The sequence below is a fragment of the Ochrobactrum quorumnocens genome (assembly GCF_002278035.1).
In the GTDB taxonomy this organism is placed as follows: domain Bacteria; phylum Pseudomonadota; class Alphaproteobacteria; order Rhizobiales; family Rhizobiaceae; genus Brucella; species Brucella quorumnocens.
Genome location: NZ_CP022604.1, coordinates 95,926 through 117,931 on the forward strand (window position 1 = coordinate 95,926; position 22,006 = coordinate 117,931).

The window sequence follows — 22,006 nt, forward strand, 5'->3', positions numbered from 1 at the left end:
CAAGCCCCGACACCGGACGGGACAAGGCAAGAGGATTTAAGTCATGGCTGACTTTCGCAATATTCAGGCGCAGCAGAGGCCGGTAGGCGGCGCTCGCGCTGATGCAAGCATTGATCAGGGACTGCGCAGCTACATGCTGGGTGTCTACAACATGATGGCTATCGGCTTGGCCGTTACCGGCCTTGCTGCATTCGCCGTCGCATCTCTGGCAGTGACCAACGACCCGTCTGCCGCTGTCGCGCAGATGGCAAACGGCAAGATGCTTACTGCACTTGGTGCAGCACTTTACACGTCTCCTCTGCGCTGGGTGGTCATGCTTGCACCGCTCGCAGCAGTATTTTTCCTGAGCTTCCGTATCGAACGTCTGTCGGTTTCGACCGCTAACGCCGTATTCTGGGGCTATGCAGCCCTCGTTGGTCTGTCGCTGTCGTCGATCTTCCTGGTCTATACCGGACAGAGCGTCGTGCGCACTTTCTTCGTAACGGCTGCTTCCTTCGGAGCGCTCTCGCTTTACGGTTACACGACCAAGCGTGATCTTTCCGCAATGGGCTCGTTCTTGATGATGGGCCTGTTCGGCCTGATCATCGCCTCTGTCGTCAACATCTTCCTTGGCTCCACCGCGCTGCAGTTTGCAATCTCGGTGATCGGCGTTCTGATCTTCGCAGGCCTCACTGCCTACGACACGCAGTCGATCAAGGAAATGTACTACGAAGGCGATGCTTCGGACACGCAGGGCCGCAAGATCGTTATGGGCGCGCTGCGTCTGTATCTCGACTTCATCAACATGTTCATGTTCCTGCTGCAGTTCATGGGTAACCGTGACTAATAGAGCTGGAATTGAATTACGCACAAGGGCAGCGGAAACGCTGCCCTTTTTGCTTTTCAATTGAGCGTCTTCAAGGCATGTTGAAGGAGTAATCTGAATCTGACCTCTGGCTTAAGACATGCTCCATATCCGCGATTTTCAGCCCACCGATATTGATGCCATTACTGCGATCTACACCGAGGCAGTGTTGAACGGTTCTGGTTCTTATGAGATCGAAGCGCCCACTGTCGAAGCTATGAAAACTCGCTTCGACGTGTTTGCCGAGCAAGGCTTTCCAATTCTTGTTGCGCAAGAAAATGGGCTGGTGCTGGGCTATGCCTATATCAGCTATTTCCGTACCCGGCCTGCCTATCGCTGGCTTGCAGAAGACTCGATCTATATCGCCCCGGATGCGAAAGGGAAGGGTATCGGTAAGCTGCTGCTTGGCGAGCTTATTAAGCGCGCGACCGCCTTAGGCTTCAGACAGCTTCTGGCCGTGATTGGTGATGGCGAGCACAATATCGGATCGGTGAAGCTGCATGAGAGCCTCGGCTTTATCCATAGCGGACGTATTCAGGGTTCGGGCTTCAAGCATGGACGCTGGCTCGATACTGTTCTCATGCAATTGTCGCTCAACGGCGGCTGCACAGTTGATCCGGGTAAGGTTCCTCTTAGCTGATCAATTATCGACCAGCTTGAGGTTTTTATCGAAGACACGAAGCACGCGTTCGAGCTCGTGTCCGCGCTTCATGATGAGGCCACTTGCAGCGATGACCGAATAAGCACCCTGCTTCTGTGCTAGCTTGGGATTTTTCTCCACGCGAAACAGTGGAACCTCGCTTGCTCGTCGGAAGATCGAGAACACTGCCCTATCGGCCAGATGGTCAATCGCATAGTCGCGCCACGCACCTGTGGCGACCATGCGTCCATAAATGTTCAGGATTTTACCAAGTTCGTGTCTGTCAAAGCTTACGGTGGGAGCAGGCGGACGTGATTGCGCTAAAGGGACAATTTTTGGCGTCGCCGATGGATGAGAGGGCGAATGCGAAGACTTATCTTCATTCGCAGCGCTTGGTATATCCATTTTCTTCCTTTCACCGTCAGGAGTGCCATGAGTGTGAGGAATGCCAAGGTGATCGTAAAGGGAATGCAGGAGCTCCGATCAAATCAGCTCATGACGGTAAGGTGATGCTTTTGTAAAATGATTGCAAGATCAAGCGCTGATACGGTCGGCTTTCTATGAGCTGATCGACAAAAACGGACCCCCAATTTGTTGTATATTAGCTGTTCACGAAAAGAGAAAAGCTGTTCTCAATGGTGATCGCCAGCCACATTTTGGCCTTGTCAACTTCGCATTCCGGCCTGATTATGACGTCAGCATCACCATGTTGCCTGAGACGGTTCGGTTCGGGTATGTCCGACCCCAAGCCCCCCGCCCAAAGGACTGCCCGAGCCGAACCAACCTTCATTGGCCTACAGCATAATTCCTTAAACTTGAATCAGTTTAAGGTAAAATTATGCTGTAAATATAGAGTGTTAGAGCGACCTTTGTGCGCCCAAGAAGGCGCACGGCGCTCTAGCCACTCAGACAGATGCAACATTCCCGCAAATGATAAAGTATCAGCCATAACGGGCTTAGATGTTGCTGTGTTTAAGGATCGCTTCCGAAACGGCTCCTAAAGCCCGAGCGGAACTTTCTGCTTGAATATTGCGGCACCCAGAATTGGACCGAGCGCTTTGTCACTGTTACTTTGCTGCAAAACCACAGCGCAGCCGGTCACATCCTTCCGGGTCAGCTCGGAAGCTGGCAGCTCGATTTTCAAAGCCTGGCCATCCCACATGCCAATCGTATTGATGTCCGACACCGTATTACGATAGGTAACGGACTGTCCGGCGTTCTCACCTTTGTCGATCGGAATGGTAACCGAATCGCGCAGGTAGAACATAACGACATGCACGGGTTTCTTTGGTTTTTCGCCGGCCGCAATCTCAATCGACAAGCGCCCATCATCCAGCTTTTTGATCGAAACAGGTACGTTGAGCTTGCTCGCATCGAGATGTTGCTTCACGATCTCAGCATCGCCACCATTCATTTCCGATGAGCCATTGACGACCGCCTGAGGCGTATAGACCATCTTGGCATTGAAAGAATTGCGATAGGCGTTCTGGCGGTCTGTATTGTCCTGTGAGGCGAGCGTGTCACGCCAGCCCATGTAATCCCAGTAATTAACGTGGAACGATAGAGCCAGGACATTGGCGTCGTCGGCATATTTCGCCAAATTCTTGTCAGCCTGCGGACAGGATTTACAGCCTTGGCTGGTATAGAGTTCGAGAACAGATGTTCGCGTGCTGCTATCCTGAGCTTTCGCTACGCCCTGCATTGATAGGCAACCGGTGAACGCCAGCCCCAATGCAGCACAAACACCGCGCAAGCCGGGAACATAGTCGCCGGAAAGCCATGTATGTGTCCCATGGAAAGGGTAATGGAAGGTCACTTTGGGTTCATCCTACAATAATTGACGCTGACATCTATTATGTAGGAACTACGACGATCAATAGGAATTCACGTTGCAGTGAGATTTGCATACAGTGTGTTTCTTTTACCTCACTAAAGCATGTTCGCGGGAGCCCAAATGGATTCATTTGGGCTCCCGCGAACATGCGACAATTAAAAGAATCTAGAGCGAGCGCCATGGGTGCGATTAAGCGCGACACGCTCTAAGATATGTCTCCCATACGCGGCAGTTGGCTTTTTGGGTATATGTGCAGCGTCGCGCTTTAATAAAAGGCAGATTGAGAATGAGACCGAGTTTGAGAGAAACGGCCATTGCCATCTGCGATGAGAAGATTGCGAAGAAGGGCGATACGGTCGGCATTTCGTTCTATGCATTCTTCGCCAACAAAAACACGGAGCCAGAGCTTCTTATGGAAGCCGCTGAGTGGTGGATAAAGATCCACACTCTCGATCATTTCGAAAAGGCCGTCAAAATCCGCGAAATGATCCGTTCAGGCCAATAAGATAGAAAAAGCCGCCGAATTGCTCCGGCGGCTTTTAGTTTGAAGCGCATCGCTGATTAAGCAGCGAGATCGCGCAAAACGGTCTGCAGAATGCCGCCGTTCTTCATGTAGTCGAGCTCGTCCAACGTATCGATACGGCAGATGAGCGGAACCTTCTTCACTGTACCATCGGCATAGGTGATCGAAGCGTCGACCTTCTGACGTGGGCGTACATCGGCAAGGCCTTCGATGGAGACGATTTCGTCGCCCTTCAGACCCAGTGTCTGCCAGCTTGTGCCTTCTTCGAAGACGAAAGGCACAATACCCATGCCAACGAGGTTGGAGCGGTGGATACGCTCAAACGACTGTGCGATCACGGCCTTGACGCCGAGCAGGTTGGTGCCCTTTGCAGCCCAGTCACGCGACGAGCCGTTGCCATATTCGACGCCCGCGAAGACGACGAGTGGCACACCTTCTGCCTTATACTCCATGGCCGCGTCGTAGATCGAGGTTTCTTCCTTCGACGGGTAATGGATGGTGTAGCCGCCTTCACGACCGTTTTCGCCCAGCATGTGGTTGCGAATACGGATGTTGGCGAAGGTGCCGCGCATCATCACTTCGTGGTTGCCGCGACGTGTGCCGTACTGGTTGAAGTCGGCAATACCGACGCCATGGTCGATGAGGTATTTGCCGGCAGGCGACTGTGCCTTGATCGAACCGGCAGGCGAGATGTGGTCGGTGGTGATCTTGTCGCCGAAGAGGCCGAGGATGCGTGCACCCTTGACGTCGCCGATCTGACCTGCCGACTTGCCCATTCCCACGAAGTAAGGTGGGTTCTGCACATAGGTCGAGTTGTCGTCCCATGCATAAGTCTGGCCAGCAGGAACCTGAACGGCCTGCCAGTTTTCGTCGCCCTTGAACACGTCCGCATACTTCTCGGAGAAGATTTTGCGGGTAACGTTCTTGGCGATGAATTCCTGGATTTCAGCTGATGAAGGCCAGATATCGCGCAGGAATACAGGGTTACCGTCCTGATCTTCACCAAGCGGCTCCTTGGTCAGGTCCTTGGTGACCGTACCGGCAAGAGCGTGAGCAACGACGAGCGGCGGCGAAGCAAGGTAGTTTGCTTGCACGTCCGGCGAAACGCGGCCTTCGAAGTTACGGTTGCCGGACAGAACGGCAGCCGCGATCAGGCCCTTTTCGTTGATCGTCTTGGAGATCGGTGCAGGCAATGGACCGGAGTTACCGATGCAAGTCGTGCAGCCGAAGCCGACGAGGTTGAAGCCAAGCGCATCCAAATCCTTCTGGAGTCCAGCGGATTCAAGATAAGCGGCAACCACCTGAGAGCCGGGAGCAAGCGAGGTCTTGACCCAAGGCTTGGTCTTGAGGCCCTTGGCAACTGCGTTGCGGGCCAGAAGACCAGCAGCAATCAGCACGCTTGGGTTGGAGGTGTTGGTGCAGGAGGTGATTGCGGCAATTGCCACATCGCCATGACCGAGATCGAAATCTTCACCTTCAACAGCGTAACGCGCAGTCTGGCCGGTGGTCTTCTTGTATTCGGTTTCAAGTGAGGTTGCGAAGCCCGATCCGATGTTTTCCAGCGCAATACGGCCTTCTGGCCGTTTTGGACCAGCCATCGACGGAACGACTTCACTCATATCCAGTTCGATAATATCCGTGAATACCGGATCAGGACTGTCTGCTTCACGCCACATGCCCTGTGCACGCGAATAAGCCTCAACGAGCGCGATGCGGTCTTCTTCGCGACCGGTCGTGTTCATGTAGTTCAGCGTTTCTTTGTCGATCGGGAAGAAACCACAGGTCGCGCCATATTCAGGGCCCATGTTCGCAATGGTTGCGCGATCGGCAAGGGTCATATTGTCGAGACCCGGACCAAAGAACTCAACGAACTTACCAACCACGCCTTTTTTGCGCAGCATCTGTGTAACGGTGAGCACGAGATCGGTTGCTGTCACGCCTTCCTTGACCTTGCCGGTCAGGCGGAAGCCGATAACTTCCGGCAGCAGCATGGAAACAGGCTGACCCAGCATCGAGGCTTCAGCTTCAATACCGCCAACACCCCAGCCCAGAACGCCAAGGCCGTTGACCATGGTTGTGTGGCTGTCTGTACCAACGCAGGTGTCAGGATAGGCAACGGTCACGCCGTCTTCTTCCTTGGTCCATACGGCCTGTGCCAGATATTCGAGGTTCACCTGATGGCAGATGCCTGTGCCCGGAGGAACAACGCGGAAGTTCTTGAACGCCTGCTGCCCCCACTTGAGGAAGCGGTAACGTTCGCCATTGCGCTGATATTCGAGGTCCACATTGGCCTTGAAAGCCTGCGGATTACCAAATTCATCGACGATGACTGAGTGGTCGATGACGAGGTCAACTGGAACCAGCGGGTTGATCTTTTCCGGATCGCCGCCCAGGTTCTTCAGGCCGTCGCGCATGGCTGCCAGATCGACAACGGCGGGAACGCCGGTGAAGTCCTGCATGAGTACGCGTGCCGGGCGGTAGGCGATTTCCGCGCCTGCCGAGCCGCGATCATTCAGCCACTTGGCAACGGCTTCGATGTCCGACTTCTTGACAGAGCGGTCATCTTCGAAGCGGAGCAGGTTCTCGAGCAGAACCTTCATGGAGAACGGGAGCTTGGAGATGCCTTCGAGGCCGTTCTTTTCGGCTTCGGTCAGGCTGTAATAAACATATTCCTTACCGGCGACGGTAAGGGTTTTGCGGCATTTAAAGCTGTCAATGTGTGACACTGCGTTCGTCCTTCATGCTACTGGCCGGAAAACCAGGACGAACGCCTCTGCTGCGTTTCAAGGACGCGCTAAAGGTGCGGGTGCAGTCATTTCCGCTGTCCGTCCCGAAACCTGTGCCCTCACGGGCCCCAAGTCTTTGAGATCGGCCAAAATTCGTTTCCACACCGACCGCTGGCATGGTAGCCCTCATATAGAGAGTTTCCTAAAACGATTCCAGACAGAATATCGTGAATTTGCTCCCTTGCGGCGAAATGTTGCGATCCTCGTGTTTAGCCCGAGCTGGACGCGCCTATTGCATAATTTCTTAAACTTGAATCAGTTTAAGATAAAAATATGCAGCAAGTTTAACTGTTAGAGCGACCCTTTGTGCGCCTTGCAGAGCGCCTGGCGCTCTAAGGAGAGAAAATGCGGCTTGAGGCCGAAAATCTGGCGGGTGAGCGCGGCGGCGAGACGATCTTCTCTGCCCTTTCCTTCGAATTGTCTTCCGGCGAAGCGCTGGTGGTCACAGGTCCGAACGGCTCTGGCAAATCAACAATGCTCCGAATCATATGCGGTCTTCTTGCGTTGGAAGAAGGTACGATTACGTTGTTTGATGAAGGAACCGCGCTTCCTGTTCGCGCGGCTTGCCACTATCTCGGCCATCAGAATGCCATGAAACCTGCCTTGAGTGTGCGAGAGAATCTGTTGTTCTGGCAAAAGTTCAATGGCGAGCCACGCCTTGGTATTGACGAGGCGCTTGAGGCAGTTGATTTGCCTGGCGTCGAGCATTTGCCTTTCGGTTATCTTTCCACGGGACAGAAGCGGCGCGTTTCAATTGCCAAGCTGCTGGTCAGTCATCGCCCGTTGTGGATTGTAGATGAGCCGACTGCTGGGCTCGACAAAGCATCAGAGGCGCGCTTTGCAGGGCTCATGCGTGGACATATGCAAGACGGCGGACTGGTTATTGCCGCCACGCATATCCCGTTGGGCTTAGACACCATTTCAGAAGCTGGTTTCGCGTCCGAAACTGCGTTTGAAAGAAACATTGGCATCAAGTCGCTCGATATGGCCGACTATTCGCTTGAGGCTGTGTGATGCTGGCGCTTTTTATCCGAGATATGCGCCTGAGTTTTCGCGCCGGAGGCGGCGCGCTGATTGGAATTTTGTTCTTCCTCGCTGTGATCTCGGTGATGCCGTTCGGCGTCGGTCCTGATCTCAATCTCCTGTCGCGCATCGGCCCAGCCATGCTGTGGATCGGTGCATTGCTGGCAACATTGCTGGGATTGGACCGGCTGTTTCAGGCCGATCGCGAGGATGGTTCGCTTGATCTGCTGTTGATTGGCGCTGATCGGCATATGCTGGCATTTACCGTTTTTGTGAAATGTCTGGCCCATTGGGTGGCAAGCGTATTGCCGCTGGTGATTGCTTCGCCGATGTTAGGGCTGTTCATGAACATGGATGCAACCGCCACGGCTGCGACAGCACTCACACTTCTGGTCGGTACTCCGGCGATTGCCTTTATAGGAGCGGTGGGTGCGGCATTGGCCGTAGCCTTGCCGCGCGGTGGTTTGCTGGTTTCTGTCATCGTACTGCCATTGACCATTCCGGTGCTGATTTTTGGCGTATCTGCGTCTTATGGCGCGACTGATGCCGTGGCCCCCTTTTTTGCACCATTCCTTATTCTGTGTGCACTCACTTTGTTTTTCGCGGTTTTGGGTCCGCTGGCTGCAGCAGCTTCATTAAAAAGTTCGGCGGACTAAAGCATTTCCAGCAAAAGTGTGAAGCGGTTTTGCGTAGGATAATGCTCAAATATAATGTGATCCCGAAAAGCGGGAGCCGGTTTTCCAAACTTATAATGTTTGGCGGATTGACGCAGTTGATTACGGTCAATTGAACGGCATACGGGGGGAGGTTAAGTATAGCGCATGACGAAAGACATCGCGAAAACCACAAGCTGGCTTGATCTGGCAAATCCCACACGCTTCCTGACCTTTGCGGGCAGGGTCTTGCCATGGCTTGGGCTTCTGTCTGCCCTGTTTCTAGCCGTCGGGCTATATATGGTTTTCCTGTCGCCAGAGGATTACCAGCAGGGCATTACAGTCCGTATCATGTATATTCATGTGCCTTTCGCATGGCTTTCCATGATGTGTTACTCAATTATGGCTATTTCATCGCTGGGTACATTGGTCTGGCGTCATCCGCTGGCCGATGTTTCTATTCGCGCAGCCGCACCCTTGGGTGCAGTGTTCACTGCTTTGGCGCTGGCCACAGGTTCGCTCTGGGGCAAGCCGATGTGGGGAACGTGGTGGGTGTGGGATGCACGGCTGACTTCCGTTTTCGTGCTGTTTCTCATGTATCTCGGCATTATCGCTTTGTCGCGCGCCGTGGATGATCCCACCAAGAGCGCCAAGTCTGTTGCGGTTCTGACGCTGGTCGGCTTCATCAATATCCCCATCATCAAATTCTCGGTCGACTGGTGGAATACTTTGCACCAACCAGCCTCTGTCTTCCGCATGGACGGCCCGACCATTGACGGCTCCATGCTGCGTCCGCTTTTTGTGATGGCGATTGGCTTCACGCTGCTGTTTCTCACGCTGCACATGATGGCGATGCGCAATGAAATCTGGCGCCGTCGCGTGGCCATGATGAAAAAGCTCGCGGCTCGCAATGCCGACCGCAGCCGTATGAAAAGAGAACGTACCGAGACCCAAGGGGAGGCAGTTCAATGAGCCACATGGCTTTTGTTGTAACGTCCTATGGTATTGCCGCAGGAGCACTTGCCATCACCATTGGCTGGATATTGATCGATCAGCGTATGCTGAAGAATGAGCTGAAACGGCTCGAGGCGCAGGGCGTGCGCCGCCGTTCGGCTAAAGGTTCAGCGCAATGACCGAGACGGTGCAGAAAACCGATGCGGCCAAAAAATCACGCACATGGGTGGCGTTGCTGCCGCTACTGATCTTTGTCGGGTTGGCCGCAATTTTTGCCGTACAGCTTCTGTCAGGCAAGGATAATACGACCATTCCTTCGGCACTGATTGGCAAACCGGCACCGCAGACGAGTCTTCCGCCTGTCGAGGGCCTGGTGCGCGATGGTGCGCCTGTGCCGGGTCTCAACAGCGAAGATTTTATAGGCAAGCTCACACTGGTCAATGTTTGGGGGTCGTGGTGCGTACCTTGCCGTCAGGAACATCCATTGCTGATGGAAATCGCCAAGGATGAACGCATCCGCGTGGTCGGCCTCAATTACAAGGACCAGCCGGAAAACGCGCGCCGCTTTCTGGGCGATCTCGGCAATCCATTCGCTGCAGTCGGAGCCGACCGTGCCGGACGCTCAGCCATTGAATGGGGCGTCTATGGCGTGCCCGAAACTTTTCTCGTCGGCCCAGATGGCAAGATTATCTACAAGCATGTCGGGCCGTTTACGCCGGAATCTGTGAAGAATGATTTGATGCCTGTGGTGACTGGCGCGCTTGGCAACCGATAACAGGGATATTGCCATGTCTGGTTTGGATGTTGAGACGTCAGAATTGATTCACAATCAGGACGACGATCAAACAGGCGATTGCGCCCGCGAAGAGCGACAGAGACAATGTTATCCAGAACAGGATGAGCAGCCAGATGGCGCGCAACGGTTTGCGTGTGCGTAACAGATAAACTAGCTGCGCGAGGGGAAGCAGCAAAGCGCCGACGAACAGGAGCCCCCGAGAGGGAAGTGTGTGGCCGTTAATCAGTGCATCGGAATTAAGTGCCTGAAGCGATGCTATGAGAACTACAATAGCGGGGGCGATGACGGTCAGTTCCCGAAAATTTCCGCCCAGACCAAGTATGCCGTCCAGATAAAACGACATAGCGCCCATTATAAAAGGTATAAGGAATACTGCGCACAAAAGCGCCTTATTGGATTTAAAATTTTCTCGCACCACTAATTATACCCCTCACCATCAAGTGATTCTCCGATTGATGGTATAACGTGGGAGTTACTCAAGGTTGCAATAAAAAGGCGGCTCGCGCCGCCTTAAATAATCTCTCCGATCAATCCGGCAACTTCCGCACAGCGCCCTTGGCAGCACTGGTTGCCATGGAGGCATAGGCTTTCAGCGCGGTCGAAACCTTGCGCTTGCGTTCTTCCAGCGGCTTCCAGCCCGTTGCTTCCTGCTCGACGCGGCGTTCGGCCAGCGTCGCATCATCAACGGCCAGATGGATCTTGCGGTTCGGGATGTCGATATCGATGATATCGCCTTCGCGTACCAGACCGATCGTGCCACCTTCAGCTGCTTCCGGCGAAACGTGACCAATCGAAAGGCCCGAAGAGCCACCCGAGAAACGTCCATCGGTGATCAGCGCGCAAGCCTTACCCAGACCCTTCGACTTCAGATAGCTGGTTGGATAGAGCATTTCCTGCATGCCAGGGCCACCGCGCGGACCTTCATAGCGGATGAGCACAATGTCACCAGCCTTGATCTTACCGTTCAGAATTGCAAGGACGGACGTGTCCTGACTTTCAAAGATACGCGCAGGACCGGAGAATTTCAGGATGGAATCGTCCACGCCTGCCGTTTTCACGATGCAGCCATCTTCGGCCAGATTGCCATAAAGCACAGCCAGACCACCGTCCTGACTGAAAGCATGTTCTTTGGAACGGATAACGCCTGTTTCGCGGTCGGCATCGACGCTGTCAAAGCGGCGATCCTGTGAGAAGGCGACCTGTGTCGGCACACCGCCGGGAGCGGCGGAATAGAACTTGTGCACCATTTCGCTCTTTGTGCGCGTGACGTCCCAGTGGTCGAGCGCCTTGGCCATGGTTTCGCTGTGCACGGTCGGGAGCGCAGTATTGATCAGGCCCGCTTTGTCGAGCTGACCGAGAATGCCCATAATGCCGCCTGCACGATGCACGTCTTCCATGTGAACGGTGTTGTTGGCGGGTGCGACCTTGCAGAGCACCGGCACGCGGCGCGACAAACGGTCGATATCAGCCATCGTGAAGTCGATTTCAGCTTCCTGTGCAGCTGCCAGCAGATGCAGAACCGTGTTGGTCGAGCCGCCCATGGCGATGTCGAGCGTCATGGCGTTTTCAAAGGCCGGGAAGCTTGCAATCGAACGTGGCAGTACGTTTTCATCGTCCTGCTCATAATAACGGCGAGCGAGATCGACAATCAGATGACCAGCTTCCACAAACAGGCGCTTGCGGTCAGCATGGGTTGCGAGCGTCGAGCCATTGCCGGGCAACGAGAGGCCGAGGGCTTCGGTGAGGCAGTTCATCGAGTTTGCTGTGAACATGCCTGAACACGAGCCACAGGTCGGACAAGCGGAGCGCTCGATCTGCTTGACCTGATCGTCGGTGTAACTGTCATCGGCGGCTGCAACCATCGCATCCACGAGGTCGAGTTTCTTGACCTTGTCGTCCCAGACGACCTTGCCGGCTTCCATTGGGCCACCGGAAACGAACACGACCGGGATATTGAGGCGCAGTGCCGCCATCAGCATGCCGGGAGTGATCTTGTCGCAGTTGGAAATGCAGACCATCGCGTCGGCGCAATGAGCATTGACCATATATTCAACTGAGTCGGAGATGAGCTCGCGCGATGGCAGCGAATAGAGCATGCCGTCATGGCCCATCGCGATGCCGTCATCGACCGCAATGGTGTTGAATTCCTTGGCAACGCCGCCAGCCGCTTCGATTTCACGCGCGACGAGCTGGCCGAGGTCTTTCAAGTGCACATGGCCTGGCACAAACTGGGTGAACGAGTTCACCACAGCAATAATTGGCTTGCCAAAATCCTCATCCTTCATGCCGGTGGCGCGCCATAGGCCGCGCGCGCCAGCCATATTGCGGCCGTGGGTGGTAGTACGCGAACGATAAGGAGGCATTTTCAAACCTTTTAGGACTATCTCAGAGTGAACCTCGCCCCTTAAATAGGGTCGAAATGCGCTCTATTCTACTTTGTGATGCACATCTTATCCGAAAACTGCTTCACATTTTTCGGGATGCGCTAACCTGTGATGCCGGTATGGCAGAACCATTCCCGCAGAGCAAAGCGCAAATTGCCCCAGCGCTTGCACCGGGCGCGATCCTTTAAGGACATTGCGTTCAGCGGAAAAGTTCAGGCGTGCAATAGCAATCGCAGACACCGACAACAACAATCTAGCATAGTATTGATATAATGCAAAAGATTTAGCGTCTCAAACGTAACGAAATTTCTTTGATTGGCTGCGCACCCCAAAACCGGCGACGTGGATTCTGGATGAGATAGGCGGAAAACGAGAAGCTTTAACTTCCAGCCGTTACCATGGCGCTATCAAGCAGCGCATTGGCTGTCTTCATGCGTTGTTCTGCGGCAAGGCGAAACTCTTGTGGCAACCGGTCAGGGTGATTTTGCGCAGCGAACAGGCGGCGCAGACGTTGAAGTTCTGCCCGTTTCATCTCAGGCCGCAGATTGAGTTCCTTGCTAATGGATGCTTGCGACTGGATTTCCATTCGCTTTGCCAGGTCACACATTTCGCGTTCAAGCTTGTCCCGATCATTATCAACGTCTTGAAGATCAAATTGAGGAACAATACTTTCTGTCGTGTAAGACCCGTTTGAAACAGGATTGAACCCGGCAGAAAACACTGCAGACGCGAGATTAACAGTTGGTCGCAGTAACTGATCATCGCTGTCGCGATCCGCTTCAACTTCTTTCAACACGGTTGCAAAATCGGGGAAGCTTTGACGCATCAGACGCCTTGAGCCATGTTGGGTGTAAGTGCTGAGGCCAACGCTCTTGTCAGCACGTAAGGTGGAACGGGTTTCTGGAAAACGGGCATTTCCGGATAGCGAGCCGCGAGATGCGCAGGCAATCCACCGCCTGTGTGAATGACTACGAAGATGTTCCGGCTTTTCAGCCTGTCAAGAATGGGTTCCAGATCGCCATCAGCCAAGTTGACGTCGAGAATAGCTGCGTCGACATCCTGTTTATTTATAATATCTATGGCCTGCCTTACGGTACCCACGGGACCGACAACCGTTCCGTTGGCATCTTCTACAGTGGCGGCCACGTCGAGGGCGACGAAAATTTCGTCCTCTACGACCAGTACTCGCCTATGTTCAAGATTATCCATCTTCTTTCCAGTGTCGCTTTCGATCTAATCTTTCGTGAAGCCCATTTGGGCGGGCTATCACAGAGTCAATGCGCAAGGACACAGGGAGGTTCCCTGAGTGATCAGGATAATAGACTAATGGTGAATCAAATCTTTACTGCTGGGCTATTTACAACCTCGAGACGCGTGTATCGGATTCGGCCAAGTCAAACGTGCTCTAAAACGCGGTAAATGTGAGGGTGGTCAGCGAACGCACGATGTTTGGAATGTTCAGCACGTTTTCATTGATGAACTTGCCGATATCGTCACCTTCAGCGACATAGATTTTGGCGAGAAGGTCATATTCGCCGCTCGTCGAATAGAGTTCCGAAACGATCTCACGCTGAAAGAGCGTGTCCGCAACTTCATAAGTCTTGCCAGGCGTGCATTGCAGTTGCAGGAAAACGGGCTTCATATCTCTTCCTTTCGCGGCAAATTGCCGTTTGACCGCTTATTCAATGCCTAGTGGTCATACAGCTAGAGTGCCGATTGCGTTTGCAGGTTTCAAGCACGGGCGGATACTTGAAATCAAGAGCGTTTCATCGGAACAGTCTGCGTTTCGATGGCCATTCTAATTTACTGAATTGTGTTTTTAATGAAGGAAGGCGATAAGACTCTCCAACAGTTGAAATAAGATAATAATTAAATGCTCTATGTACTGCCAGCCGTTCTGCTCCTGTTTTCACTGGCCTTCGTCATTGTCTGGGCTGCAGATCAACTGCGTCGCTATCTTTTGTGGTGCGCGTTGTGCTTTTTCTGCATTGGCTTGGCCATGCTTGCTCAGCTTGTCGATATACCCGCTGATGATGGTCAGAACACGATGTTGACGGCCACAGTCTACGTGCTTGGTGCTTTGGCAGGCGGGCATGGGATTCTACGCCGATCAGGCCTCAGTTTGCCGCTCTGGTTCTGCGCTGCAAGTCTTACGCTCGTCCTGGGTGGCGTTATCTATTTTCTGTATCCCCATCCAAGCCTGCTTGGCCGGGTGTATGTTCTCAATCTCGGGCTTGCATGTGTGATTCTGGGTATTGTCTGGTATCTGCGCGGCCTCGTTCATGGTTCTCCTGCTGACAAGCTCATACTGGGCATGCTGGTTCTGGTGGCGGTGCAATTTTTTCCACGCACACTGCTGACTGCGCATTCCATTGTCAGTGAAGATACGCCGGTCGATTTTGCCTTCACGCCTTTCTGGCAATGGACAGTTTTTTCGACAGCCGTTGCAGCGGTTATTGCGGGTCTGGTGTTGTTTGCAGCAGCAAGCGCTGATCGATTCAATGAGCTGGTTAATGAGCGCGATAGCGATCCCCTCACAGGGCTTCTCAACCGACGTGGGCTGGAAACGCGCATGTTGGCTATGGGGCGCAGCAATGTTTCGGGTTGGGTTGTGGCCTGTGACATCGATTACTTCAAAACGATCAACGATGTTTATGGTCACGCAACGGGCGACGTTGTGTTGAAAGAGTTTGCCGATGTTCTCCAGTCGCATTTAAGGAGCGGTGATTTGACGGCACGTACCGGCGGCGAGGAGTTTATTCTTTATCTCAATGACATGCCGTCAGATGCCGCATTCGCCTTGGTCGAGAAGATACGGGAAAGCGTCAAGGCACGCGAATTTTCGCGTCTCTCAAGTGGCGCAAACGTTACATGCAGCTTTGGTGTTGTCAGGCTTCGAAACCAGGATGACCTCTGGCAAGTTGTGGAACGTGCCGACAAGGTACTTTATGCTGCTAAAGAAGCGGGCCGTGATCGCACCTTGTTTGAAGAGAATGTTTCCTGACAGCGCGGGGCGATCTTGTGGGGATGAAGGCCGATAAAATTGCCGTGATGGTCGACAAGCTGACGCAAAGAGTGTGTTATTAAAGAATTTCCAACAAAAGTGCGAAGCGGTTTTGTGTCGAATAATGCAAAAAAATAGATAGAGCAGTTCTAACGATTCAATCTCAACTGGATGCTCTAACCTCTTTCTTAAATCTCTTGCGAAGCGAGTTGCCCGAAATCTCATGAAATTTTTATCTGCTCTGATCCCGAATTCATTCGTCGCTCACCTTTTGTCGTTCATTACTATGTCGGTCGTCGTTTCTGTGAGTGCGCCGTCCATGGCTATGACAGCGCTCGAAAAGGCTCAGCTTGAAAAGCTCGATCCTGCAACGCGTCTTGAACAGCGCTGCGATGTCGAGGCGATGGAGCGGATCAGCCGGGACGAGAGAAAGTTTTCGGTCGACAAGGTTCTGGCCTATGCTTTTTCTGATCCAGTAGCGGGAAAGAACAGCATTCAGGCTGAAGGTGCTGCGTTTCGCAGTCGCGAGCATTGGTATAAGCTCGCTTTCGTTTGCAAGACGGATGACGAGCACATCAACGTCGTATCATTCGACTATGATATTGGTGATGAAGTTCCGCAGGATCAGTGGGACAAGCACTATCTCGTCCCCTGATCATTGGAGCGGTTTCGTTAAAACCGAACCGTTCGAAACGCTCTGATTATTTATTTTTACGCATTTCCGAACGCAAAAGCGGTTCCCGCTTTTGCCGGAAATGCTTTATTGTTCACTATCGTCAGCGCGACAGGACGAGAGAATTGTCGCCTCTTTGGCTGAATCGTCGGCTTCGAGGTGGCTTAAGATGGCTTTGCCGTCTTTTTCAGCCCAGCGATAGCTGTCTTGCTCATCCATGGCGACATATTTTTTGAGAGCGTCGTGCCATTGCAGCGCGACCATCTTGCCTTCAGCGTCGAGGACCGCGAAAGCTGGTTCCTCGCCTGCATGAATGTAGGTGACCGGCACGACAACGCCGCGTTCGCAGACGTAGTCGATGCGAATAATGGAATCCCGGCTGATTGATTGCGCCAGAACCGGGCTTGCCGTGAGAACTGTCATGACGGTTGCGATACCTGTATTGTATAGGCCTTTTTGCATAACGACTTCTCCTTCGCCCGACCTGTTATCTGGCCTGTCGGTGCTATCCTCACGCCTTAGGCTCCAAACCCAATTAAACATTTGATCAAATTACTTCTTCATGATTCACTCTCCTGATAACGGGAGTTTTGGAGCATGGCAGGAGAATTCTGGCTTGATGATCGGCAATGGGCAGTGATCGCTCCTTTGCTTCCAACGAACCAACCCGGCGCGCATCGAACTGACGACCGCCGGGTGATTAGCGGCATCATCCATGTGCTGCGCACTGGCTGTCGGTGGCAGGATTGCCCCGCTGTCTACGGTCCCTCGACAACCATCTACAATCGTTTCCATCGTTGGTCTGCCAAAGGCATATGGCGGCAACTATTCGAAGCACTGGTGCAGACGACCAATCGCGACATTCACATGATCGACAGCACCACCGCAAAGGCGCACCGATCTGCTGCTGGCGGAAAAGGGGGGCGGAAGCTCAAGCCATCGGTCGATCGCGAGGCGGCAGATCGACAAAAATACATGCTGTTGTCGATGGTTGTGGCCGCCCAGTCGCACTGAGAATAACCCCTGGGCAGCGCGGTGACGCTCCCATTGCCATCCCACTGCTTGAGCCACTGCCGCCAAGCAACCTGTGCGCTGCCGATACGGCTTACGATAGCAACGCGTTACGCGATTTTCTCAAAGCTCGCGGCACTGAACCGGTCATTCCAAATAATCCGACCCGTAAGCGGATCAAACCTTTCAACCCAATTGCCTACCGCCGCCGAAACATCATCGAACGCACCTTTTGCCGCCTCAAGGACTGGAGGAGGGTCGCGACACGATATGACAAGCTCATGCTGAACTTTACAGCCACATGCTATATCGCTGCCATCGTCACATGGTGGCTCAATTGAGTCTGGACCCTAGAGCGCGTTTCGATCTGATTGGATCAGATCGGTGCTCTAATTATCTGTTTTAACGCGCATCTTTGTCCGAAAACCGTTTCACACTTTTCGGGATGCGCCTTAATATGGCAATAGTTGTCTTTGCAAATATCAAACTCTGTTCGCCGCAAGCAGTTTGGCAATGCGTAGCAGAAAAAAGTCTTAAAATTTCAATTTTGTACGGGAACCTAATCCATCTTTATCCGTTTTAGCTCTGCTGGTCGTTAGATCGGCCGGGACCCGGACTAAATTTGCCCCCGCAATCCCAATCCGGGTCCCACCTTTTCCGGGGAACTGCCAATTTTAGAACCGGCATCTCTTCTATCTTAACATTGATAATTCTTACCTTCCTTCCAGGTATTGGAGGAGGGAGGTAGAAATTTATTCCTCACAATCCATTAGGATTGCTCATAATTTCCGAACTGCTTTCAAATAAGAGAAACCTTGTGGCATCCTGTGAGCTCAGACCTCTGATACTGTTTGATGAATGAAACGCGGAGAGGTGGCCCTGAACATGTCGAACAACATATCGAGATTCTCATTAACGCTTGCAGCTTTTGTGGCAACGGCGTCACTGGCAGGAACTATTCAGGCAAGCCATGCCGATCAGACGTTGCTGAATGTGTCCTATGATCCGACGCGTGAGCTGTACAAGGATTACAACGCGGCCTTTGCAAAACACTGGAAGGATCAGACAGGCGAAAATCTGACCATCCGCGTTTCCCATGGTGGATCGGGCAAACAGGCACGCTCGGTCATTGACGGCGTTAAGGCTGATGTCGTGACGCTTGCTCTGGAAAGTGATATCGACGCGATTGTCGAACATTCCGGGAAAATCGACAAGGATTGGCGCAAACGTCTTCCGGACAATTCCTCCCCCTATACCTCCACGATCGTTTTCCTCGTTCGCAAGGGCAATCCCAAGGCCATCAAGGATTGGGGTGATCTGGTAAAGGACGGTGTCGAGGTCATTACCCCCAATCCGAAAACCTCGGGCGGTGCACGCTGGAATTATCTGGCGGCTTGGGCGTGGGCTTATAAGGAGTATGGCGGCGATGAAGCTAAGATAAAGGATTATATCGGCGAATTGTTCCGCCACGTGCCTGTGCTTGATACCGGTGCACGCGGTTCGACAACGACCTTTGTGCAGCGCCAGCTTGGCGATGTGTTGTTGGCTTGGGAAAACGAGGCCTATCTTTCGATCGCTGAATTCGGTGAAGATGCTTTTGACATCGTGGTTCCACCGCAATCCATCCTCGCAGAACCACCAGTGGCGCTGGTCGACAAGAATGCCGATGAAAATGGCACCCGCAAAGTTGCAGAGGCCTATCTCGAATATCTCTATTCGCCGGAAGGTCAGGCGCTTGCATCCAAGCATTTCTACCGTCCATCCAAGCCGGACGTCGTACCTGCTGACCAGAAGCGCGAGTTTCCACAATTGCAGCTCGTGACGATCGATGATCCAATCTTTGGCGGATGGGCCAAGGCGCAGCCTTATCACTTTGGCGATGGTGGAACATTCGACCAGATATACAAGCCCGCAAAATAATCCGGCTGGTGGTTTAATTTCGACCCACTAGGACGCAGTCACACGCAAGATCAATAAAAGGGAACAAATATTGATGTCTTCGCGCCCTGCACCGGTCAGAGCAGGGTGGCATTTCAGAAAACCGAGTGTCATTCCGGGTTTCGGACTGACACTCGGTTTTAGTGTCGCCTATTTGACCCTTCTTATTCTTATTCCGCTTGCGGCTCTCGTGCTGCGCTCAACCGATGTCGGCCTGTCGGGGTTCTGGCGTATCGTCACTGACGAACGCACCATAAAAGCGCTTGAAACGAGCTTTGGCACAGCCTTCATTGCAGCGCTTGTCAATGTTGTGTTTGGCGTGATCTTGGCCTGGGTATTGGTGCGCTATCGCTTTCCGGGGCGTCGGTTCATTGACGCAATCGTCGATATTCCGTTTGCACTTCCAACGGCTGTTGCCGGTATCGCACTGGCCTCGATCTATGCGCCCAATGGCTGGATCGGCAGCTTGTTGGCTCCGTTTAATATTCGGATCGCTTTCTCGCGTGCTGGCATCGTCGTGGCACTCATCTTCATCGGCTTGCCATTCGTGGTGCGCACTGTGCAGCCCATTATGGAAGAAATCAGCCGCGAAGTTGAGGAAGCTGCAGCAACACTTGGCGCATCGCGTTTCCAGACAATCTGGCGGGTGCTTCTGCCAAGTCTGCAACCTGCTATTCTCACAGGCTTTGCACTGGCTTTCGCACGCGGAGTTGGCGAATATGGCTCGGTTATCTTCATTGCGGGTAACACACCTTATGTATCGGAAATCGCGCCCTTACTGATCGTCATCAGGCTTGAAGAATATGACTATGCCGGTGCAACCGCACTTGCGACCGTGATGCTGGCACTTTCCTTTGCCATGTTGCTGTTTATCAATCTGATCCAGTCCTGGACGAGAAAGAAGTATGGCCATGGCGAATGACATGACAACTTCGACGCGCAGCGCTGTGACGGAAAGCCTGCCGACTCGGCTCCTTTTGATTGGTATAGCGCTGGTGTTTCTGGCGCTCTTCCTCATTCTTCCGGTAATCGCAGTTTTTGTCGAAGCCTTTCGTAAGGGAACGGAAGAGTATCTTACAGCACTTGTTGAGCCGGACGCCTGGGCAGCGATCAGGTTGACCTTGTTGGTTGCGGCAATATCCGTGCCCGTCAATCTGGTATTTGGTGTCGCCGCTGCTTGGGCAATTGCCAAGTTCGAGTTCAAAGGCAAAGCCGTTCTGACAACCTTGATTGACCTGCCATTTTCGATATCGCCGGTTATTTCCGGTCTTGTTTTTGTGTTGCTGTTCGCAAGCCATGGACTGCTTGGACCATGGCTATCGAGCCATAATATCCAGATACTCTTTGCGGTGCCCGGTATTGTGTTGGCAACGCTCTTTGTGACATTCCCATTTGTGGCGCGTGAACTCATTCCGCTCATGCAGGAACAGGGAAGCGGTGATGAAGAAGCTGCAATTTCGTTGGGGGCAAATGGCTGGCAGACCTTCCGTTATGTGACTTTGCCCAACATAAAATGGGGGCTTCTCTACGGAGTTTTGCTCTGTAATGCGCGGGCGATGGGCGAGTTTGGCGCGGTTTCCGTGGTGTCGGGCCATATCCGTGGTCTTACCAATACGATGCCGCTGCACGTCGAAATCCTCTATAATGAGTATAATTTCGTTGCAGCCTTTGCTGTCGCTTCACTGCTGGCGCTCCTTGCTCTCGTGACCTTGGCACTAAAAGCATTTCTGGAGCTGCGTTATGGTGATGAACTGGCTGGTAGTAACGGGCATTAACAACTAACTTACAGACGATAATAAACCGCTCAGGCTTTGTTTTAGCAATTGGCGGTAGGGGAAAGGATTTGGAATGGAAGTTCGTGTCGCCGGTGTGCGTAAAGAGTTTGCTCGCTTTCCGGCATTGCATAATGTGTCGCTGGACATCCGTTCGAGCGAATTGATTGCGTTGCTTGGACCGTCGGGCTCAGGCAAGACAACTTTGCTGCGCCTGATTGCTGGGCTGGAAAAACCAACCGAAGGTGCCATTTATTTTGGTGAAGAGGATGCTTCGCACAAGAGTGTGCAGGAGCGGAACGTCGGTTTCGTGTTCCAGCATTATGCGCTGTTTCGCCATATGACGGTTGCCGAGAATATCGGTTTTGGCCTGAAGGTTCGCCCGAGCAGCACACGTCCTGCCACTGTCGAGATTAAACGCCGCGCGCTTGAATTACTCGATCTTGTGCAGCTGAAAGGGCTTGAAAACCGTTACCCATCACAGCTTTCTGGTGGCCAGCGCCAGCGCGTGGCTCTTGCGCGCGCTATGGCTATCGAGCCCAAAGTCCTACTTCTCGATGAACCATTTGGAGCGCTTGATGCGCAGGTTCGCAAGGAACTGCGCCGTTGGCTCCGTGAGATCCACGACAAAACTGGCCATACAACGGTGTTCGTTACCCACGATCAGGATGAAGCGCTTGAACTCGCAGATCGAGTGGTGGTGATGAGCCAGGGTCGTATTGAGCAGATTGGTACACCTGACGAGGTTTATGATACGCCCAATTCGCCTTTCGTTTACGGCTTCATTGGTGAATCCAGCACTCTGCCCGTGCGTATCGAGAAAGGCGAACTCTGGCTGGCTGACCGCAATATTGGTCTGACGGTCGATGGTGCCACCGACGGTGAAGCGCGGTTATTTTTCCGTCCGCACGATGTCGAGTTGCTTGACGGTTGTGGCGGCTGCATTGCGGGTACGGTAGTTGCGAGCCGCAGGTCTGGCGGCAAACGCCGTGTAGAGCTTGAAATCGGCGGTGCGCGCGAGCGCGTTGAGATCGAGATACCGGCCGAGCATCCGGCTTCGGAAAAAAGCCGTATCGCTTTTCGTCCTCGCTATTGGCGCGTTTTCGGAAATGATGATGCGCCTAATGCAATTGAAAACCCTCCGGTTTTAACCGAGGCTCAGGCCTAAAAA

The 22,006-nt window shown here is 53.1% G+C and carries 23 protein-coding genes and 1 pseudogene; 15 read left to right on the forward strand and 9 right to left on the reverse strand.

The window, feature by feature from the left end; all coding sequences use genetic code 11:
• Positions 1-43: 43 nt before the first annotated feature.
• Both CES85_RS09920 and CES85_RS09925 read left to right on the forward strand, forming a co-directional pair.
• Complete coding sequence (locus tag CES85_RS09920) at positions 44-826, forward strand: Bax inhibitor-1/YccA family protein (RefSeq protein ID WP_095445855.1); 783 nt, start codon at positions 44-46, stop codon at positions 824-826.
• Positions 827-944: 118 nt separating this feature from the next.
• Positions 945-1,484 (forward strand): GNAT family N-acetyltransferase, encoded by a 540-nt coding sequence (locus CES85_RS09925; RefSeq protein ID WP_095445856.1) that lies wholly within the window; start codon positions 945-947, stop codon positions 1,482-1,484.
• Here CES85_RS09925 and CES85_RS09930 read toward each other — a convergent pair whose 3' ends face one another.
• On the reverse strand, positions 1,485-1,889 hold the full coding sequence (locus CES85_RS09930) for a DUF2794 domain-containing protein (protein ID WP_095445857.1): 405 nt from the start codon (positions 1,887-1,889) through the stop codon (positions 1,485-1,487). It abuts the gene before it with no gap.
• A 592-nt stretch (positions 1,890-2,481) separates the two neighbouring features.
• Positions 2,482-3,216, reverse strand: a complete 735-nt coding sequence (locus CES85_RS09940) for a DUF1223 domain-containing protein (RefSeq protein ID WP_095447823.1) — start codon at positions 3,214-3,216, stop codon at positions 2,482-2,484.
• A 388-nt stretch (positions 3,217-3,604) separates the two neighbouring features.
• Here CES85_RS09940 and CES85_RS09945 point away from each other — a divergent pair, with 388 nt between their 5' ends.
• Positions 3,605-3,823, forward strand: coding sequence for a DUF6500 family protein (locus tag CES85_RS09945; RefSeq protein WP_095445859.1), 219 nt, complete (start codon positions 3,605-3,607; stop codon positions 3,821-3,823).
• A gap of 56 nt (positions 3,824-3,879) precedes the next feature.
• On the opposite strand, the gene acnA is transcribed toward CES85_RS09945, so the two are convergent.
• Positions 3,880-6,567 (reverse strand): aconitate hydratase AcnA, encoded by a 2,688-nt coding sequence (acnA, locus tag CES85_RS09950; RefSeq protein ID WP_095445860.1) that lies wholly within the window; start codon positions 6,565-6,567, stop codon positions 3,880-3,882.
• Positions 6,568-6,972: 405 nt separating this feature from the next.
• Here acnA and ccmA point away from each other — a divergent pair, with 405 nt between their 5' ends.
• The 5 genes from ccmA (at position 6,973) to CES85_RS09980 (ending at position 10,032) form a co-directional block, all read left to right on the forward strand.
• Positions 6,973-7,641, forward strand: a complete 669-nt coding sequence (gene ccmA, locus CES85_RS09960) for a heme ABC exporter ATP-binding protein CcmA (protein WP_095445861.1) — start codon at positions 6,973-6,975, stop codon at positions 7,639-7,641.
• The gene (gene ccmB, locus CES85_RS09965) at positions 7,641-8,306 is read left to right on the forward strand and encodes a heme exporter protein CcmB (RefSeq protein WP_094578708.1); all 666 of its coding nucleotides are present in this window, start codon (positions 7,641-7,643) and stop codon (positions 8,304-8,306) included. Before ccmA ends, ccmB begins: the two co-directional genes overlap by 1 nt.
• Positions 8,307-8,471: 165 nt before the next feature.
• Positions 8,472-9,275 carry a heme ABC transporter permease gene (locus tag CES85_RS09970; RefSeq protein WP_095445862.1) on the forward strand — a complete coding sequence of 268 codons (804 nt, stop codon included), beginning with the start codon at positions 8,472-8,474 and terminating at the stop codon, positions 9,273-9,275.
• Positions 9,272-9,436, forward strand: coding sequence for a heme exporter protein CcmD (gene ccmD, locus CES85_RS09975; protein WP_095445863.1), 165 nt, complete (start codon positions 9,272-9,274; stop codon positions 9,434-9,436). Before CES85_RS09970 ends, ccmD begins: the two co-directional genes overlap by 4 nt.
• Complete coding sequence (locus tag CES85_RS09980; RefSeq protein WP_095445864.1) at positions 9,433-10,032, forward strand: DsbE family thiol:disulfide interchange protein; 600 nt, start codon at positions 9,433-9,435, stop codon at positions 10,030-10,032. Before ccmD ends, CES85_RS09980 begins: the two co-directional genes overlap by 4 nt.
• A gap of 37 nt (positions 10,033-10,069) precedes the next feature.
• Here CES85_RS09980 and CES85_RS09985 read toward each other — a convergent pair whose 3' ends face one another.
• From CES85_RS09985 to CES85_RS10005, 5 genes are all read right to left on the reverse strand, one after another.
• Positions 10,070-10,396, reverse strand: a complete 327-nt coding sequence (locus tag CES85_RS09985) for a hypothetical protein (protein ID WP_157743450.1) — start codon at positions 10,394-10,396, stop codon at positions 10,070-10,072.
• 184 nt (positions 10,397-10,580) lie between these two features.
• Positions 10,581-12,416, reverse strand: coding sequence for a dihydroxy-acid dehydratase (gene ilvD, locus CES85_RS09990; RefSeq protein WP_095445866.1), 1,836 nt, complete (start codon positions 12,414-12,416; stop codon positions 10,581-10,583).
• A 400-nt stretch (positions 12,417-12,816) separates the two neighbouring features.
• A complete protein-coding gene (locus CES85_RS09995; protein WP_095445867.1) occupies positions 12,817-13,263 on the reverse strand; it encodes a hypothetical protein in 447 nt (148 codons plus the stop codon).
• A complete protein-coding gene (locus CES85_RS10000) occupies positions 13,263-13,646 on the reverse strand; it encodes a response regulator (protein WP_095445868.1) in 384 nt (127 codons plus the stop codon). The genes CES85_RS09995 and CES85_RS10000 overlap by 1 nt, the downstream gene beginning before the upstream one ends.
• A 196-nt stretch (positions 13,647-13,842) precedes the next feature.
• Positions 13,843-14,079: an Lrp/AsnC ligand binding domain-containing protein gene (locus CES85_RS10005; protein ID WP_024898218.1), complete on the reverse strand. Its 237-nt coding sequence runs from the start codon at positions 14,077-14,079 to the stop codon at positions 13,843-13,845.
• Positions 14,080-14,310: 231 nt separating this feature from the next.
• On the opposite strand from CES85_RS10005, the gene CES85_RS10010 reads away from it, so the two are divergent.
• Together CES85_RS10010 and CES85_RS10015 are read left to right on the forward strand one after the other, a co-directional pair.
• On the forward strand, positions 14,311-15,441 hold the full coding sequence (locus tag CES85_RS10010) for a GGDEF domain-containing protein (RefSeq protein WP_095445869.1): 1,131 nt from the start codon (positions 14,311-14,313) through the stop codon (positions 15,439-15,441).
• Between the two features lie 223 nt (positions 15,442-15,664).
• Complete coding sequence (locus CES85_RS10015) at positions 15,665-16,096, forward strand: DUF930 domain-containing protein (protein ID WP_095445870.1); 432 nt, start codon at positions 15,665-15,667, stop codon at positions 16,094-16,096.
• 105 nt (positions 16,097-16,201) lie between these two features.
• Here the strand turns inward: CES85_RS10015 and CES85_RS10020 are convergent, their stop codons facing one another.
• Complete coding sequence (locus tag CES85_RS10020) at positions 16,202-16,576, reverse strand: lysozyme inhibitor (RefSeq protein ID WP_280523392.1); 375 nt, start codon at positions 16,574-16,576, stop codon at positions 16,202-16,204.
• A 135-nt stretch (positions 16,577-16,711) separates the two neighbouring features.
• Here CES85_RS10020 and CES85_RS10025 point away from each other — a divergent pair.
• The 5 genes and pseudogenes from CES85_RS10025 to CES85_RS10045 all read left to right on the forward strand — a co-directional run.
• Positions 16,712-17,397, forward strand: a pseudogene (locus CES85_RS10025) (IS5 family transposase); the annotation flags it as partial.
• A 613-nt stretch (positions 17,398-18,010) separates the two neighbouring features.
• Positions 18,011-19,045 carry a sulfate ABC transporter substrate-binding protein gene (locus tag CES85_RS10030; protein ID WP_095445871.1) on the forward strand — a complete coding sequence of 345 codons (1,035 nt, stop codon included), beginning with the start codon at positions 18,011-18,013 and terminating at the stop codon, positions 19,043-19,045.
• A gap of 73 nt (positions 19,046-19,118) precedes the next feature.
• Positions 19,119-19,985: a sulfate ABC transporter permease subunit CysT gene (cysT, locus tag CES85_RS10035; protein WP_095445872.1), complete on the forward strand. Its 867-nt coding sequence runs from the start codon at positions 19,119-19,121 to the stop codon at positions 19,983-19,985.
• A gap of 1 nt (position 19,986) precedes the next feature.
• A complete protein-coding gene (gene cysW / locus CES85_RS10040; protein WP_404902142.1) occupies positions 19,987-20,838 on the forward strand; it encodes a sulfate ABC transporter permease subunit CysW in 852 nt (283 codons plus the stop codon).
• A gap of 73 nt (positions 20,839-20,911) precedes the next feature.
• Positions 20,912-22,003, forward strand: a complete 1,092-nt coding sequence (locus tag CES85_RS10045) for a sulfate/molybdate ABC transporter ATP-binding protein (protein ID WP_095445873.1) — start codon at positions 20,912-20,914, stop codon at positions 22,001-22,003.
• Positions 22,004-22,006 lie beyond the last annotated feature (3 nt).